We start from the raw sequence: 17,059 nt of genomic DNA, 5'->3' as shown, positions 1-17,059 counted from the left end.
ATGATCATTGTTTTTTGAGTTCTAAAGATTTCAATGATTCGAATATTATATTTGAGACTGAGGTAATATCATCATTTGAAATCCATGGACCAATAGTAATTCTTAATCCAGATTCTTGAAATGTTTTATCGACATTAATTGCTACAAGTATTGGATTTGGTCCTTGACTAGATGAAGAGCAAGCACTACCGCTACTTATATAAACTCCATGTTTTGACAATAATCGAACAATTTCTCTACCTTTAATCGGAATCATTGCTTCTGTATGACAGAGAAATGAAAGATTATTGGGCAGTCGTTCCTTGTCTGGTCCGATAAACGTAAGATGTTTATTATTAATTAGCTTTCTTTTTAAAAGAGAAGTCATTTTTGAAACATTATTAACAGGAAATAAAGTTTGATTATCTTTAACCTCTATATATTCATTGAGTAAGTCAATCGCTGTCGAAAAACCTGCAATAAGGGGAACAGACTCAGTACCAGATCTTATAGAGCCATTTTTAAATCCATATGAAGGATTCTTCATTAATAAATCTTGAATACCCTTTCGCAACATCAATAAACCAATACCCTTAGGGCCTTGAAGCTTATGAGCAGAGGCGCTAAGCATATCGACATTTAAATTACTCCAATCAATAAGGCCACAAGGGAGGACCTGTGTTGCATCTGTATGGAAAAGAATATTTCGTTTCTTACATTCCATACCTATGAGATTTATGGGCTGAATGGAGCCAATCACACTTTGTCCCCAGATTATTGAAACCAATTTTGTCGGAGGAGATAACACCTCCTCTAATAAATCTAGGTCAATAATTCCATAACTATCCACAGGCCAGTATTTAATATCCCAGCCTTCATTACGCAATTGATTAGCTATTAGGTTAATCGAGGGGTGTTCAACGCTAGAAATGACAATTCTTCCTCTATCAAGATTATTAGATACAGCTTTTAGAGCTAGATAATTTGATTCAGTTGCTCCAGATGTAAAAAATAATTCGTCAGAAGACGCTTTCAATTTATTTGCTATTGATAATCTTGATCTTTCTAAAATCTCTCTTGCGATAACCCCAACTTTATGAATACTTGATGGATTACCCCAGCATTCAAATTGAATATCCTTTAATTTAGTAATAACATCTAAATGAGGAGGAGTAGTCGCTGATGCATCGAGATAAATATCATTCATATGAGGACTTATTAAATATCTATCTCTCCACTAAATACTTTTAAAGCTGGTCCTTGCATGAAAACGGGACCTGACTGATTTGGCCACTCAACTTCTAATTTGCCGCCTGGTAAATAGACATTAGCATTGTTTAAAGTTTTCCCTAGCTTAGAGGTAACTACTAGACAAGCGCATGCTCCAGTACCACAAGCTAATGTTGGGCCGCAACCCCTTTCCCATACCTTTACTTTAATATTTGACTTATCGATTATTTCAACAAAGTGAACATTGGTATCGTTTGGGAATGTATTATGTTTTTCTAGGAAACTACCCCATTCTTGAAATGGTATCCCTTCAATATCATTAACAAATACGATCATATGAGGATTGCCCATACTAGCAGCATAAACATTTAATATTTGATCTTTTAATGTAATCACACCATTAGGAACTTTTAAACTGTTCATCAACAATTTTGTGGGTATATCTAAAGGAGAAAGAATAGGTTCACCCATATTTACTTTTATATTTTCATTACCATCAATATAAGTAAGAATAAGACCCGCTTTGGTCTCAATGGGGATCTCAGACAATTCATTAATTTCATTATTATCATTCAAAAAAGCAATCAGACATCTAATACCATTGCCACACATTTCTGGCTCAGATCCATCAGAATTATAAATCTTCATTCTCACAAAACATTTATTATTAGACTCTAATATAAGAATAATACCATCAGCTCCGATGCCGAAATTTCTATTACATAGGTGCTCAATAAAATTATCTTTATTTTTTGAAAATAAATGGTCTAAATTGTTACTACGAGCATCAAAGATAATAAAATCATTACCAAGTCCTTGATATTTTGAAAAATTATTTTTCATGATTTTCTGATTGTTAAACTATGTTTGTAGGAAATAAAGGACTCTTGGTAGTAATTTCAGAACTATTGGCATATTGCGCATCAATTTATGAGAACATTATTTGATTAGCAAATCAACTACTGAAGGAGATCTTCCTTGAATAATACTACTTCAGATATTAATGACCAGCGATACGAGCCTCGGGAAGTAGAAGCTTATTGGCAAAAAGAATGGGCTAGTGATGACCTTTATAGGACAAATACTGAAGTAAATAAAGAAAATACTTTCTATGCCTTGTCCATGTTTCCATACCCATCAGGTTCTTTACATATGGGTCACGTCAGGAATTATGTAATTACAGACGTGCTCGCTAGATATAAAAGGATGAAAGGTTTTAACGTCCTACATCCAATGGGTTGGGATTCCTTCGGTTTACCTGCTGAAAATGCAGCAATAGAGAGAGAAATAAGTCCATCGACATGGACAGATAAAAATATTTCACAAATGAAAGATCAATTAGATCGTCTAGGACTATCAATAGATTGGTCTAAAGAAGTTACTACTTGCAAAGAAGAATATTATAAATGGACTCAATATATATTTAATCAATTACATAAAAATAATCTTGCCTATCAAAAAAAAGCAACAGTTAATTGGGATCCAATTGATCAAACTGTTCTTGCTAATGAGCAAGTAGACGCTGAAGGTAAATCATGGAGATCTGGAGCTAAAGTTGAGAAAAAAGAATTAAATCAGTGGTTTTTACGAATTACTAGTTTCGCCGAAGATCTTAATAAGGATTTAATTAAGCTTAATGACTGGCCAGATAGAGTAAGAGTTATGCAAAAAAATTGGATTGGTAAATCCATCGGAGCAGAAATAACATTTGAAATCAAAAATAGCGACCAAAAAATAACAGCATTCACAACAAGAATAGATACCGTTTATGGAGTGAGTTATCTGGTATTAGCATCGAATCATCCATTAATTGATCAATTAATAAGTTCTAATGATATAGATAAATTAAATGACTTTAGACAAACTCAAGAAAAGTTAAGTGATCTTGAACGTAATTCAGATACTAGACAAAAACTTGGAATGTACTTAGGAGTAGATGCAATTAATCCAGCAAATAATAAAGAGATACCGATTTGGATAGGAGACTATGTGATTATGGAATATGGAACTGGTGCTGTGATGGGTGTTCCAGCTCACGATAGTAGAGATTATCAGTTTGCAAAATCATATGATTTACCAATTCAATATGTAATAAAACCCAATATTGATGAAGATGAAAGTTATTTAAATGCTGAATTTGTTGATAAAGGAATCATGATCAATTCAGATAAATTTAATGGTATTGAATCTGATATTGCAAAAACACAAATACTTGAATTTGGTTCAAATTCAAATTGGGCAAAACCAAAGATCACATACAAATTAAGAGATTGGCTTATATCTAGACAACGATATTGGGGCTGCCCAATTCCGATTATTAATTGTAAGAAGTGTGGCCAAGTAAGAGTCCCTGACAATGATCTTCCAGTTGTACTACCAATTGATATTAAATTAACTGGTAAAGGTAAGAGTCCTTTAACAACCAAAACCGAATGGATAAATACTTGTTGCCCAAAATGTGGAACTGAAGCAAAAAGAGAAACTGATACAATGGACACTTTTATGTGTTCATCTTGGTACTTTTTAAGATATATAAATCCTGATAATTGTGAAAAGCCTTTTCTGAAAAGCGAAATAGACAAATGGCTTCCAGTTAAGCAGTATGTTGGTGGTATCGAGCACGCTATTTTACATTTACTATATTCTAGATTTTTAACCAAGGCTCTCAAGAAATGTGGATTAATAAATATCGATGAACCTTTTAAGAAACTGCTAACTCAAGGGATGGTTCAAGCCGTTACTTTTAAAAATCCCAATACAAATAAATATTTTTCAAAGGATCAAATTAAAGATATTGATAATCCTAAAGATCCACTTACAGGAGAGAATATTGAAATCATCTATGAAAAGATGTCGAAGTCAAAATACAATGGTGTAGATCCATCTGTAGTGATAGATAAATATGGAGCTGACACAGCAAGAATGTTTATTCTTTTTAAAGCTCCACCAGAGAAAGATTTAGAGTGGGATGACTCCGATGTCGAAGGGCAATACCGATTTATACAGAGACTCTGGAAATTTGTTATTAATACTTTTAAACTAACAAATAATAATTCAAGATCTAATATAGAAAAAGAAAAGTCTAAAGACGAAGAGGCTTTACGCCTAATTAATATTGCTATTAAGGAAATTACTGATGATTTGGATAATCTTCAATTTAATACAGCAATATCTGAACTTATGAAGGTTGTAAATGGCCTAAGTTTAATAGTTAATTACTGTAGTAATGAAACTCTAAATAAAGTTATTTCAATATTAGTTAAAATAACTTCTCCATTTTCTCCTCATATTGCAGAGGAGCTTTGGAAGACAATCGGAAATACTCAAAGTATTCATCTTCAGTCATGGCCAGAATTTGATGCAGGTGCAATTGAACAAGATACTTTTAAACTTATGATTCAAATAAATGGAAAAGTTAGAGGATCAATTAATGCTAGTAAAAATCTATCTAAAGAAAATTTAGAGGACTTAGCTATTAAAACTGAGGCTGCTATAAAATGGATGGATGGAAAGGAACCAAAACGAATAATTGTTGTCCCGAATAAATTAGTAAATATAGTTATTTAGCAATTAAGTTTTCGAAATAATAAGCTTATCGGGATTTGATTGATTACCAATCATTGAATAATGATCAGAATTTTCTGAAAGTTTTCTAAGAATTAAATAAATTGACTCTGTTGAATCAGAAGATAACGCATCATTGATTTCATTTAATGTTCTTTGCTTTCCATCATCTAATAATTCCTCAATCTCTTTTTGAAGTTTTATTATCTTTGTAGCCGCTTTTTTACCTGCTTCAACTCCCGGTTGATTGTAGGCATTAACATTAATCAATTCAGCATAGAGACTTACAGCTCGCTCAAACAATGCAATTAAAGCGCCAAGACTTGATTCATCAAATGACTTAAAAGTGATTGTCAAATTCTGTCTACCACCTTCAGTCAATGCTGAACGAGTTCCTTGAAGAAATCCAGACAAATAGTCACCTGGTCTTTTATTTTTTACTTCAACAATCTCTAAAGGATCGTGAAGAATTTCAATGAAATTAACAAAGAAATTATCAATACCATCTCTTAATTGCTGGACATATGCATGCTGATCTGTAGAACCTTTGTTTCCATAAACTGCGATACCTTGATTAACTTGATTTTCATCTCTATCAAACTTCTTTCCTAAAGATTCCATCACAAGTTGTTGAAGATATCTACTGAAAACTTCTAATCTGTCTCTATAGGGAAGAACAACCATATCCCTTAACCCTTTTCCATTTCCAGATTTAAACCAAGCTAAGGACAAAAGTGCTGCTGGATTATTTTTAATGTCTTTTACTCTTGTTAGTGCATCCATTTGAGATGCTCCATTTAAGAATTTATTAATATCAGCGCCAATTAGAGCAGCAGGTAATAATCCAACAGCGCCAGTAATACTTGTCCTGCCGCCAACCCAATCGGGCAAATCAAAAATATCTAACCAATTCTCATTATGTGCCAAAAGATCTAATTTACTCCCTTTTGATGTAATAGCTATCGCTCGAGATGACCAATTCTGGTTGTTATCTCGAACAAACTTCATAGCTTGCTCCATTCCAATTAATGGTTCTGGAGTGCCACCCGATTTACTAACGACTACAAACAAAGTTGAATTAAGATTAGGAAGGATAGAATTTAATTTATGGGAAATTCCCTCAGGATCTACATTGTCTAGAAAGTGTAGATCCAATCCGATTGATTCTCTCTTGAAGGACTCCTTAATGAGTAGAGGACCTAAACCACTACCACCGATTCCAATCCAAAATACATCTGTATATTTTTCTCCATCGCTGTTTGTTATTTCACCATTTAATATAGAAGACCCAAACTTTGATATGTCTTGAATTTCCTTAGTTATAGAATCTGAAATCTCTGGACTTGGAGCAACTTTTGGATTCCTAAGCCAGTAATGACCTACTTGCCTACCTTCATCAATATTAGCAATAGAACCATTCTCGAGACTTTCTAATGCATCAAAGGCTTTGGAATAAATTTCATTAAAATCTTCAAAATCATTTATCGCTACATCCATTCTGCTTATATCAAGCCAAAAACCTAATGAATCATCGCTATACAAAAGGTCGCAATACCTTGCCCATTTATCGTTGTTATTCATCTGGAAGATGTCAGTTATTGCCATTATTAATAAAAGAGTACTCCTTAATGAATTCTGCTAACAGGTACACTCAAATGAGAGCCATTTAACAAAAATATTTAATTTATATTAGTCAAGAATGGTTTGTATATGCTGAATGTTTAGCAATTGACAAATAAGAATGATATTATGTTAATTAGTTATTACTATCTAAACCTGTATCTTTATAAATACTAGTCTAGAATATTATTAATATTAAAAATGTCTTTACATTTAGATATTGTAATTTCTTCGTTAGGTCATATATTTGTTGTATATAAGACTTAATTGATGAATCAAGATAATAAAGAATATTGCGAAAGTAACTTATTTAATGGTTTAAATGGACATAGCCTAATAAGTCCAATTGAATCAGTAAGTAATTTTATTGAGCCAAAGATTAGATTAGGTATCCTTGCATCTGGTAATGGATCAAATTTTGAATTCATTATTAAATCTATTCAAAACAATGAACTTAATGCAGAAGTATCTATATTAATTGTTAATAATCCTAATTGCTTAGCAATAGAGAAGGCAATTAAATATGATATACCCTATGTAATTATTAATCATAGAGATTGTAATTCGAGATTAGAACACGATAAATTGGTTATGAATAAACTAGAGGAACTATCTGTAGAACTAGTTGTTATGGCTGGGTGGATGAGAATTGTTGGTGAAGAAATAATTAATAAGTTCAATAATAGACTAATTAATATACATCCATCACTTTTACCATCTTTTAAAGGCATTGATGCAATACAGCAGGCAATGGACAAAAGGGTAACTATTACTGGCTGTACAGTTCACTATGTTCAAAAGGAGGTTGATTCAGGCTCAATAATTATTCAAGCGGCAGTCCCTCTTAAAGAAAAAGATAGTATAGAAACCTTAAAAAAAAGAATTCAAGATATGGAACATATAATATTACCTTTAGCGATTGCTAAAGTAGCAGATGAAATTAGAACTAGTTTCAAGGATAAAAAGTAATCTTAGGAAGACCAATATCTGATTCAAGTCCGTGCATAATATTTAAATTTTGAATTGCCTGTCCCGCTTGACCTTTTAAAAGATTATCTATAACACTCATTAGAACAATTCTTCCGTTACGTTTATCAACTTCAACAGAAATCATAACTTTATTAGTATTTTTAACCCATTTAGTTGCTGGATATGTTCCTACAGGCAAGATATCAATAAATGGTTGATCTTTATAAAAAGCTTCAATTACAATTTTGCAGTCTTCAGCTGTTAATCCGGGATCTCTTAAACGAGCGTAAACTGTCGACAAAATCCCTCTAACCATTGGCACTAAATGAGGAGTGAATTGTAAATTGACTTGGTGACCAGCAAAATGACTGGCAATACTTTCTATTTCAGCCGTGTGCCTATGTCCGATAACTCCATAGGGTCTAATTGATTCAGAGCATTCAGACAATAAAAGTTGCTCACTTGGATTTCTCCCACCACCAGATGTACCAGATTTTGCATCAATAATAATTCCCTCACTTTCTATTAAACCTTGTTTTAAAAATGGAATAAGTAAACTAAGTGAGGCAGTTGGATAGCAACCTGGACAGGCAATTAATCTTGACTTTGAGATTTCGCTACTAAATTCTTCTGAAAAACCATAAATAGCCTCTTCACATAAATCGTAGTCATATCTTTTATATTTCGCTGCCTCTTTTGTATAGACTTCTTTCCATTTATCTAGAGATTTAAATCTATAATCTGCCGACAAATCGAGGACCTTAACACCTTTTTTTAATAATAAAGGTGTTAACTGTGATGATAAACCATTAGGAAGACTTAAAATTGCATAATCAGAATCAAGAGCGATTTCGTCAATATTGCTTTTAGTAATCTTTTTATCTCCCAAAATTTTCATAAACGGATTTATTTCATTCCAGTTTTTACCCACTGATCGCTCACCATTTAAAGTTGAAATCTCAAAATCAGGATGTTCATTGATCAACTTGACTAGTTGAAGTCCACCATATCCAGATGCTCCAATAATTGCGATCCTCCCAGTTTTCAATGTACTTATTGCCATAACATCAATGTTATTTCGTAGAATGAGGAGATATTCATTTGAGAATAATTAGCAAAGAACCATTTCACCACAAACACGAGGAATAAGTTGAAATCAGAAGATTGTTATGAAATTGAATTTGATGATATTGCAGATGCACTAGCTGCTATCAGAAATGGTGAATGTGTTGTTGTGGTTGATGATGAAAAGAGAGAAAACGAAGGCGATTTAATATGTGCTGCTCAATTTGCGACTCCCCAGCAAATAAATTTTATGGCAACAGAAGCTAGAGGTTTGATATGTCTAGCAATGCAAGGGGAAAGGTTAGATGAATTAGATCTTCCTTTAATGGTTGACAGAAATACCGACTCAAACCAAACAGCATTCACTGTAAGTATCGATGCAGGTCCAGAATTTGGAGTATCTACTGGTATTTCAGCTGAAGATAGAGCTAAAACAATTCAAGTTGCTCTTAACAGTCAAACAAAACCAATTGATTTAAGAAGACCCGGTCATATTTTCCCTTTAAGAGCAAAAATTGGAGGAGTATTAAAAAGGGCTGGACATACGGAAGCGGCAGTAGACCTATCTTTGTTAGCAGGCTTATCTCCTGCAGGCGTTATCTGTGAAATTCAAAATCTGGATGGCTCAATGGCAAGATTACCAGAGTTAAAAAAATATGCGAGAGAAAGAAATTTAAAATTGATCAGTATTGCAGATTTAATTCACTACAGACTTGAAAATGAGAGATTTGTGTACAGACAAGCAGTAGCAAAGTTGCCTAGCCTATTTGGAGATTTCAAGGCAATCGGTTACAAGAATGAATTGGATGGATCAGAACATGTCGCGATAATAAAAGGAAATCCAGAAAATTTAAAAGAGCCGGTATTGGTAAGAATGCACTCAGAGTGTCTTACAGGAGATGCATTTGGATCATTAAGGTGCGATTGTCGGCCTCAATTAGAAGCTGCCTTGTCAAGAATTTCAGAAGAAGGAGAAGGAGTTGTTGTCTATCTAAGGCAGGAAGGGAGAGGTATAGGTTTAGTTAACAAATTAAAAGCCTATAATCTACAAGATGGAGGATTAGATACTGTTGAAGCCAATGAGAAGTTAGGTTTTCCTGCAGATTTAAGAAACTATGGAGTAGGGGCGCAAATATTGACAGATTTAGGAATAAATAGACTTAAATTACTAACAAATAATCCTAGAAAAATAGCTGGTCTTGGTGGATATGGTCTTCAGGTTGAATCTAGAGTTCCATTAGTTATTTGTCCCGGAGATCATAATGCGGCTTATCTTGAGGTGAAAAGAGAAAAACTTGGACACTTAATTGATAATAATATTCAGAGGAATTTAACAAATGAAAGACAAAATATTGTTGTCTATTGGGATGGAAAAGTTAACAACAGTGAATTGAAGCATTTTGAAGATAAAGCATGTAAGTGGTCAGAAAACCATTTTTTAAATATTTCTATTCAAACAGCTCCAAGGTTGATAGCTCTATGTGAAAACCCATTATTTATTTGGAATGTTAGACATAGAGATATCAAAACACATTTAGAAGGTAACTTGATAGATAAAAGATTGCTTGAGTCACTACTTAAGGAGTTGAGCAATTGGGAAAATACAGAAAGAATAGGAATCATTAAAACTGAGAATTATGAAAGACTTTTACATCCTTCTTCAAATATATCTATAGAGTCAAAAAAAATAAGCGAACTTTCAAATTTTGAAAATTCGCCATTATTTGACTGGAATTTAAAAGATAAGACGAGTACTATTGAATGGAGTTAATTGAAAGATTAGATAATAAATTTAAGTCTATTAAATAACACTTACACTATTAATTTTAGTACCATTAGTAATAGATAGAAGAATTTTAATATCATTAGTTTTACCAAAAACAGTATGTACTCCATCCAAATGTGGTTGTGGAGCATGAACTAAAAAGAATTGGCTACCACCAGTATCCTTTCCAGCGTGGGCCATAGAAAGAGAACCAGCTTCATGTTTGTTTGAATTAATTTCACAATTGATTGAATATCCAGGGCCTCCAGTCCCAGGAATCCCTCTTGAGCCCTCTCTTGTATTAGGACATCCGCCTTGAGCCATAAACCCATTAATGACTCTGTGAAAAGAAAGGCCATTGTAAAAACCATCTTTAACAAGCTTCAAAAAGTTTTCTACTGTTTTGGGTGCATCATTATCAAATAGGTCAATAGTCAATTGGCCTTTATCTGTTTCCATCAATACTTTAGACATAACTCAAGTAAATTTTTCTCATAATAACTACTTTTAAAGTTTATTGCAGAAAATATAATATGTATACCTACAGTTTAATTGAACATAATTCAATTACCTTTAACTCTAATTAGTGCAGTTCTTAAATTACCCTTTGAATCATTAAGTAATTGCTTAGCATCTATAACATCCATTCCAGACAAAGCAATTAATAAAGATAGTTTTACAGATCCATTTGTCTTCTTTAAAAGTTGAACAGCAGTAACTTTATCAACCGATCCAATATCAAATAAAATACCGATTGCTCTATCTAATAATTTATCGTTAGATACTGATAAATCAATCATTCTATTACCATAAACCTTACCTAATTTAATCATCACAGATGTAGAAATTATATTTAAAGCCATCTTTGTAGCTGTTCCAGCTTTTAATCTTGTGGAACCAGCAAGAATTTCAGGTCCAGTAATCAGCCTAATATCTATATCATTATCTAAAGTTGAATCTCTTTCGGGAACTGATGAAATAGAAATAGTTAGTGCGCTTATACTTTTGGAATAGTTTAATGCCCCAAGAACATAAGGAGTTCTACCACTTGCTGTTATGCCTATTAAGACATCTCTATATGAGAAATTTCTATCTTTAAGATCAGAGATAGCAATCTCAGATACATCCTCAAGATGTTCTGAACTTGTTGTAAGCGATGATATACCTCCAGCAATTATTCCTTGAACCAAATCTGGATTCGTGCAAAAAGTTGGGGGACATTCAGAAGCATCAAGTACACCTAATCTTCCTGAAGTTCCAGTACCGATATAAAATAATCTACCATTGGATTTTAGTCTTGAAGTGATTTCATCAATAGCATTAATTAATTCTGGGATAACTCGCTCAACAGCTTTTTGAGGTTCTTTATCCGCTTCCGAAAAAATATTAACTATTTCTTTAGTAGACTTTGTATCCAATTCATTCGAAGTTAAATTAATCTGCTCTGTTAGTATTCGATGAATAATATTTTTTGAATGATTATTTGTATCACTCATAAAAGATTTTCTAAACGCTTTTTTATATCTTGGAGTTGATCATTAGAGGATATTTGTCCATTTAAATTATCTTGATTTTGCCAATTTCCAACTTCTAAATTTGAAAGTGGTGGTGAAATCATAAGGCGGTCTTCGTCAGTTCTTGGGATAAAACCTTTTTCGACAAAGCGGGGTTCATAACCAGCTTCAATACAAAATGCTTCAATATCTGTCCTCGTTAACTCCTCAACAGATGGTGTTGGAAAGTCTTGTGCTTCTAAAAGTCCACAATATCGATCAGCATCGTCCTTATCCTCGAACATAAGGATTACTGTCGTTCCCTTAAGTTCGAGGGAGTGTATACCTTCACTTTCAGTCCCCGCTTCATACAAAAGGACATGAACTAACATAATAAATGAATAACCAATTCGATTATAAATCGATAAATTGAATAAACAATATAATTCTAATAATTCTCCATAGATATTTCATTTAGTCGCTGATATAATGCTAGTTCAGAATCACTTAAATTATCTGGTAACACAATAATTATTTCAACGATTTGATCACCACGATATTCTTCATATTCCAATCCACGTCCTCTAAGTCTTAACAATCTCCCTGTAGATGAATTAGGAGGAACTTGTAATGTCACAGATCCATTTAAAGTTGGAATATCTACAGCACATCCCAATAAAGCATCATGTGGAAACAATTCAAGACGATACGTAACTCTTAATCCATCAATTCTTAGACCATCTTCTGTTTGTACTTTTAATTGTACAAAATGATCTCGACAACCTATTGCAGCACCTTCTATTCGTAATCTCCATCCATCACCTGCAAATGGCGGAGTTAACACCTCAACAAGAGTGCCGTCTTGTAACTGGATTTCAACTGAAGATCCATAAAGAGCTTGATCTGGTGAGATTTCTACAATTGATTCTTGATCTTCATAAATTAAAGTTGGAGGTGGCGCAGGTTCACTAGTTGTAGGAACATATTCGTTAAAATTAGTTTGTTCAAAGTTTTCATATTCTTCTTCAGAATGTTCTGAATATTGATCATCACTTTCACTTTTTAAATCTGTTTTAATTCCTAATACAAGATCTATATATTCCTCATAGGTTGGGAATCTATTATCAAAGATATCTTTATGGTTATGATTTTGTTTCTCCCATTCCCTTCTCTTTTTTGGATCGCTAAGAATCGCATAGGCTTCATTAATTAATTTAAATCTTTCCTCTGCATTGACATCATTTTTATTTAAATCGGGGTGCCACTTTCTTGCCTCTTTCCTAAAGGCGAATTTAAGCTCATTAGAATCACATTCTGGAGAGACTCCTAATAGAGACCAATAATTAGGATCAACGGTAGTAGTCATTATCCCAAGGATCTACATCCCTTCTCCCATAATTATTATCACCATTTCTATTTTGACGTCCTTGAGAATAATCCCAAGGATCATCATCCCAGTAGTCGTCTGAAAACAACTCGTCCTTTAATGACCCAAAAGTATTTTTAATACCTTGTATGGGATTAGAATCTGTTTTTCTTTCTGCTGATAAGCGACGATTCAAACCAAACAATGCTTCTTGTAGAGAACCGACTGCATATTCGAGTTCCTGCAAATCATTGTCTTGAAGCAAATCTTCAACGTCTCTCATCGCAACCTCTACAGATCTTTGTTGTCTCTCAGCGCCATAGGGCCCCAACTCAAGTGAAGCGTCTCTTAGCCGTCTCTCAGCTTGAGCAACAAGTGTTAATGCATTATTTTTCTGATCAATAGAAGCTCGCTTTTTTCTATCTTCAGATGCTTTTACTTTGGACTCCTCAATCAACTTATTAACTTCATTTTGATTCAAATTTGAACCGCCAGTAACACTTACAGACTGTTTCCTCCCAGTAGTTCGGTCAGTAGCACTTACTTCTAATAAACCATTGGCATCAATATCAAAAGCCACCTGAACTTGAGGAACACCTCGAGGAGCTGGAGGAATACCAGATAATCTGAATTTTCCCAGTGATTTGTTGTCTGAGGCCATTTGCCTCTCTCCTTGCCATATATGAATTTCAACTGATGATTGGTTGGAAGCAGATGTGCTAAACACATCGGATTGTCTAACTGGTATGGACGTATTACGTGGAATTAGAACCTTCATTAATCCACCTACAGTTTCTAGTCCTAAAGAGAGAGGTGTGACATCATTCAATAAAAGGTCTCTCAACTCGCCTGAAAGAATCCCACCTTGAATTGCCGCACCAATAGCAACAACTTCATCAGGGTTAACAGATTGACAAGGTGGATTTGGAACTAATGTTTTAACTAATTGCTTTACCATTGGCATACGTGTACTTCCACCTACAAGAACAACTTCATCAATATCCTCAGGATTCCACCCTGAATCATCAATAACAGTATTAACAGGATCAAATAATCTGTCTAAAAGGTCATTGCAAAGACTCTCGTACTTTTTTCTACTTAGGGTAGTTTCTATATGTAATGGTCCATCTTTTCCTGTAGAAATAAAAGGGAGTGAGATTGGTGTGGCTTGAACACCAGAAAGTTCTTGTTTAGCTTTCTCAGCTGCTTCAGTAAGTCTTTGTAATGATTGCCTATCTCTTCTTAGGTCAAGTTTATTTTTTGCTAAAAAATCTTCAGCAAGCCAATCAACAATTCTTTGATCAAAATCATTACCTCCCAATTGTGTATCACCTGAAGTTGCCTTTACATCAAAAACACCATTGGAAATAGACATTAAAGAAACATCAAATGTTCCCCCACCTAAATCAAAAACCAAAACTTTTCTAGATGAGCTTTTATCAAATCCATAAGCAAGAGCGGCGGAGGTTGGTTCATTTAGAATCCTTTCAACAGATATGCCCGCCAAAATCGCAGCATCACGGGTAGCTTGTCTTTGTGAATCGTTGAAATAAGCGGGAACAGTGATTACAGCTGCATCAACGTTTTCTCCTAAATATGTTTCAGCGTCATCTATTAACTTTCTAATGATATTGCCAATAAGTTCCTCAGGCGCATATTCCCGTTTTGTTATGGGAGAGGTGATGCGAACATTTCCCTGATCATTTGAGCGGACGCTATAAGGAACTGAAAGGCTTGTTTCTTCAAGCTCATCCCATGCTCTGCCAACAAATCTTTTTAAATTTGAGAAAGTGTTTTTAGGATTAAGAACTAATTGGCGTCTCGCAAGTTGACCGACTAACAATTCAGATTCCTTAGTAAAGCCAACAACTGATGGCGTAGTTCTAGCACCTTCAGCACTAGCAATAACAACAGGCCTACCAGCCTCCAACACCGCTACAACGGAATTAGTCGTTCCCAAGTCAATGCCAACTATTCTCCCCATGGCAATACTTATTTAAGCCCCACAGTAACTAGCATTTAAGGGTATTCAATACTTATTATGTACCCTTCAACACTTAAAGCCAATCATTAACCCTCTCTTAGTGAAAAATTTGAAATTAGATTTAGATTCATAATGTAAATTGCTTTTAGGCGTGGACAAAGCAATTAAATCGAAATTTTCACTGAGAACAAGACCTACTTCAGAGAAGTTGGTAGATGCTAGTTTTAAAAATATTGTTGTCGCCATGGCTTCAATGGTAGCCATAGTTCTTTTTTCCATATTTGCAGTCGTTTACTATGAATCTACTGAATCAATTTCAAGATATGGACTGAGGTTTCTTTTTAGCTCTGCATGGAATCCAGTTACAGATGAGTACGGTGCATTCACAGCTATTTATGGAACCCTTTTTACATCGATTGCTTCGTTATTAATTGCCATTCCATTAGGAGTCGGAACTGCAATATTTATAACTGAAAATATAATTCCAAAATATATAAGAAATGTAATAGGAATAATGGTTGAGCTTTTAGCTGCTATTCCATCAGTAGTTTTAGGACTATGGGCAGTATTTATTATGGAACCTTTTATTAGACCATTTTTGAACATAATCTACGAACTATTTGGATTTATACCATTTTTTGGAACCCAACCTTTGGGTGCTGGAATGATGCCAGCAATATTAATACTTGTGGTAATGATATTACCTATAATTACATCGATTTCAAAAGATTCTCTAAATCAAGTTCCATCAAAACTTAGGCAAGCAGCCTATGGAATTGGAGCGTCAAGATGGACTACTATTTTTAAAGTTATTATTCCAGCCGCAATTTCTGGGATAACAGGAGGAGTTTTACTTGCTCTTGGAAGAGCAATGGGTGAGACAATGGCAGTCACAATGATTATTGGCAATTCAAATAACTTTAGTTGGTCAATATTTGCTCCTTCATATACAATTTCCTCCATGCTTGCCAATCAATTTGGTGAAGCAGATGGAAGCCAAGTCTCTTCACTAATGTATGCAGCATTAATCCTAATGATATTAACCCTATTGGTTAATGTATTTGCTCAGTGGATTGTAAAAAGATTAAGCTTAAAATATCAATAAATGAAATACACTTCAAAAAAATCACTAACTTATAATCCCTCTCTAACTAGAAATATTGGGAATAAAGCCTTAACTATAGCTTCTGCTCTTTTTGCTATCATATCTGTACTTCCTTTAATATTAGTCATAAGCTATGTATTAATTAAAGGTGGAAGTTATATAAACTTAGATACATTAATACTTGAACCCGAGCCACCCGGAGATGATCTTCTCTCAGCTGGAGGAATAGGGCCAGCAATTACTGGAACTTTTATAATGTCAGTTATAGCTTCAATAATATCAATACCTGTTGGAGTAGGAGGTGGAATATATCTTGCCGAATATTCAAAATCAGGAAAGTTTGCTAAATTTATAAGGTTTGGATCAAATGTACTTGCAGGGGTTCCTTCTATAATTGCTGGTGTATTTATATACGCAATTATTGTCTCTACCAAAATACTATTTGGTTCAATGTTTAGCGGTATTGCAGGCGGAATATCACTTTCAATTTTAATGGTGCCAACAATAATAAAAACTACTGATGAAGCACTTAAATTAGTTCCAAATGACATGAGAAGAGCTGCATTTGGAGTTGGTGCATCAAAATTCACAATGATAACAAATATTACATTACCAGCAGCATTTAGTTCAATTTCTACAGGCGTATTATTAGCACTCGCCAGGGCCGCAGGAGAAACAGCTCCATTAATATTTACAGCTCTTTTCTCCCGTTACTACATTACAAGTTTTGATGATCTTTTCTATGAAATGGGTTCATTATCAGTGTTAATTTACAATTTTGCACTTGAACCATATGAAGCCCAAAATCAACTAGCATGGGCAGCATCATTCATATTAGTTGTTGTACTTTTAAGTCTTAATATCCTTTCAAGATGGATAGGCACACTTGGTGCTTTTTCAAAAAATAAAGTATGATTAT

At 33.9% G+C, this 17,059-nt stretch carries 14 protein-coding genes; 5 read left to right on the top strand and 9 right to left on the bottom strand.

The annotated features are described in order from the left end of the window. Positions 1 to 4 precede the first annotated feature (4 nt). Both PMN2A_RS04550 and dapF read right to left on the bottom strand, forming a co-directional pair. Complete coding sequence (locus PMN2A_RS04550) at positions 5 to 1,186, bottom strand: cysteine desulfurase family protein (RefSeq protein WP_011293857.1); 1,182 nt, start codon at positions 1,184 to 1,186, stop codon at positions 5 to 7. Between the two features lie 11 nt (positions 1,187 to 1,197). After that, positions 1,198 to 2,052, bottom strand: coding sequence for a diaminopimelate epimerase (dapF, locus tag PMN2A_RS04545; RefSeq protein ID WP_011293856.1), 855 nt, complete (start codon positions 2,050 to 2,052; stop codon positions 1,198 to 1,200). Positions 2,053 to 2,187: 135 nt separating this feature from the next. On the opposite strand from dapF, the gene leuS reads away from it, so the two are divergent. Continuing rightward, on the top strand, positions 2,188 to 4,776 hold the full coding sequence (leuS, locus tag PMN2A_RS04540; protein ID WP_011293855.1) for a leucine--tRNA ligase: 2,589 nt from the start codon (positions 2,188 to 2,190) through the stop codon (positions 4,774 to 4,776). A 3-nt stretch (positions 4,777 to 4,779) separates the two neighbouring features. Here leuS and PMN2A_RS04535 read toward each other — a convergent pair whose 3' ends face one another. After that, positions 4,780 to 6,378 carry a glucose-6-phosphate isomerase gene (locus PMN2A_RS04535; RefSeq protein ID WP_011293854.1) on the bottom strand — a complete coding sequence of 533 codons (1,599 nt, stop codon included), beginning with the start codon at positions 6,376 to 6,378 and terminating at the stop codon, positions 4,780 to 4,782. 285 nt (positions 6,379 to 6,663) lie between these two features. Here PMN2A_RS04535 and purN point away from each other — a divergent pair, with 285 nt between their 5' ends. Further along, positions 6,664 to 7,362, top strand: a complete 699-nt coding sequence (purN, locus tag PMN2A_RS04530; RefSeq protein WP_011293853.1) for a phosphoribosylglycinamide formyltransferase — start codon at positions 6,664 to 6,666, stop codon at positions 7,360 to 7,362. On the opposite strand, the gene argC is transcribed toward purN, so the two are convergent. Next, the gene (gene argC, locus PMN2A_RS04525) at positions 7,346 to 8,425 is read right to left on the bottom strand and encodes an N-acetyl-gamma-glutamyl-phosphate reductase (RefSeq protein WP_011293852.1); all 1,080 of its coding nucleotides are present in this window, start codon (positions 8,423 to 8,425) and stop codon (positions 7,346 to 7,348) included. The two genes, purN and argC, sit on opposite strands and share 17 nt — an antisense overlap. 87 nt (positions 8,426 to 8,512) lie before the next feature. Here argC and ribBA point away from each other — a divergent pair, with 87 nt between their 5' ends. After that, positions 8,513 to 10,198 carry a bifunctional 3,4-dihydroxy-2-butanone-4-phosphate synthase/GTP cyclohydrolase II gene (gene ribBA / locus PMN2A_RS04520; RefSeq protein WP_011293851.1) on the top strand — a complete coding sequence of 562 codons (1,686 nt, stop codon included), beginning with the start codon at positions 8,513 to 8,515 and terminating at the stop codon, positions 10,196 to 10,198. Positions 10,199 to 10,228: 30 nt separating this feature from the next. Here the strand turns inward: ribBA and PMN2A_RS04515 are convergent, their stop codons facing one another. The 5 genes from PMN2A_RS04515 to dnaK all read right to left on the bottom strand — a co-directional run bounded on the left by PMN2A_RS04515 (position 10,229) and on the right by dnaK (position 15,035). Further along, positions 10,229 to 10,666 carry a peptidylprolyl isomerase gene (locus tag PMN2A_RS04515; protein WP_011293850.1) on the bottom strand — a complete coding sequence of 146 codons (438 nt, stop codon included), beginning with the start codon at positions 10,664 to 10,666 and terminating at the stop codon, positions 10,229 to 10,231. Between the two features lie 89 nt (positions 10,667 to 10,755). After that, positions 10,756 to 11,688, bottom strand: a complete 933-nt coding sequence (gene murQ, locus PMN2A_RS04510; RefSeq protein ID WP_011293849.1) for an N-acetylmuramic acid 6-phosphate etherase — start codon at positions 11,686 to 11,688, stop codon at positions 10,756 to 10,758. Further along, positions 11,685 to 12,077, bottom strand: a complete 393-nt coding sequence (locus PMN2A_RS04505) for a DUF3110 domain-containing protein (protein WP_011293848.1) — start codon at positions 12,075 to 12,077, stop codon at positions 11,685 to 11,687. Before PMN2A_RS04505 ends, murQ begins: the two co-directional genes overlap by 4 nt. A gap of 56 nt (positions 12,078 to 12,133) precedes the next feature. Further along, a complete protein-coding gene (locus PMN2A_RS04500; RefSeq protein WP_011293847.1) occupies positions 12,134 to 13,051 on the bottom strand; it encodes a DnaJ domain-containing protein in 918 nt (305 codons plus the stop codon). Next, a complete protein-coding gene (gene dnaK / locus PMN2A_RS04495; RefSeq protein WP_011293846.1) occupies positions 13,035 to 15,035 on the bottom strand; it encodes a molecular chaperone DnaK in 2,001 nt (666 codons plus the stop codon). The genes PMN2A_RS04500 and dnaK overlap by 17 nt, the downstream gene beginning before the upstream one ends. A gap of 151 nt (positions 15,036 to 15,186) precedes the next feature. On the opposite strand from dnaK, the gene pstC reads away from it, so the two are divergent. Then, complete coding sequence (pstC, locus tag PMN2A_RS04490; protein WP_011293845.1) at positions 15,187 to 16,140, top strand: phosphate ABC transporter permease subunit PstC; 954 nt, start codon at positions 15,187 to 15,189, stop codon at positions 16,138 to 16,140. Further along, entirely contained in the window at positions 16,141 to 17,055 is a 915-nt protein-coding gene (pstA, locus tag PMN2A_RS04485) for a phosphate ABC transporter permease PstA (protein WP_011293844.1), read from the top strand. The last annotated feature ends 4 nt before the right edge of the window (positions 17,056 to 17,059 follow it).

The organism is Prochlorococcus marinus str. NATL2A (assembly GCF_000012465.1).
GTDB lineage: Bacteria > Cyanobacteriota > Cyanobacteriia > PCC-6307 > Cyanobiaceae > Prochlorococcus_B > Prochlorococcus_B marinus_B.
The sequence above is the reverse complement of the archived record's forward strand: the minus strand, read 5'-3'. Positions and strand labels throughout refer to the sequence as shown.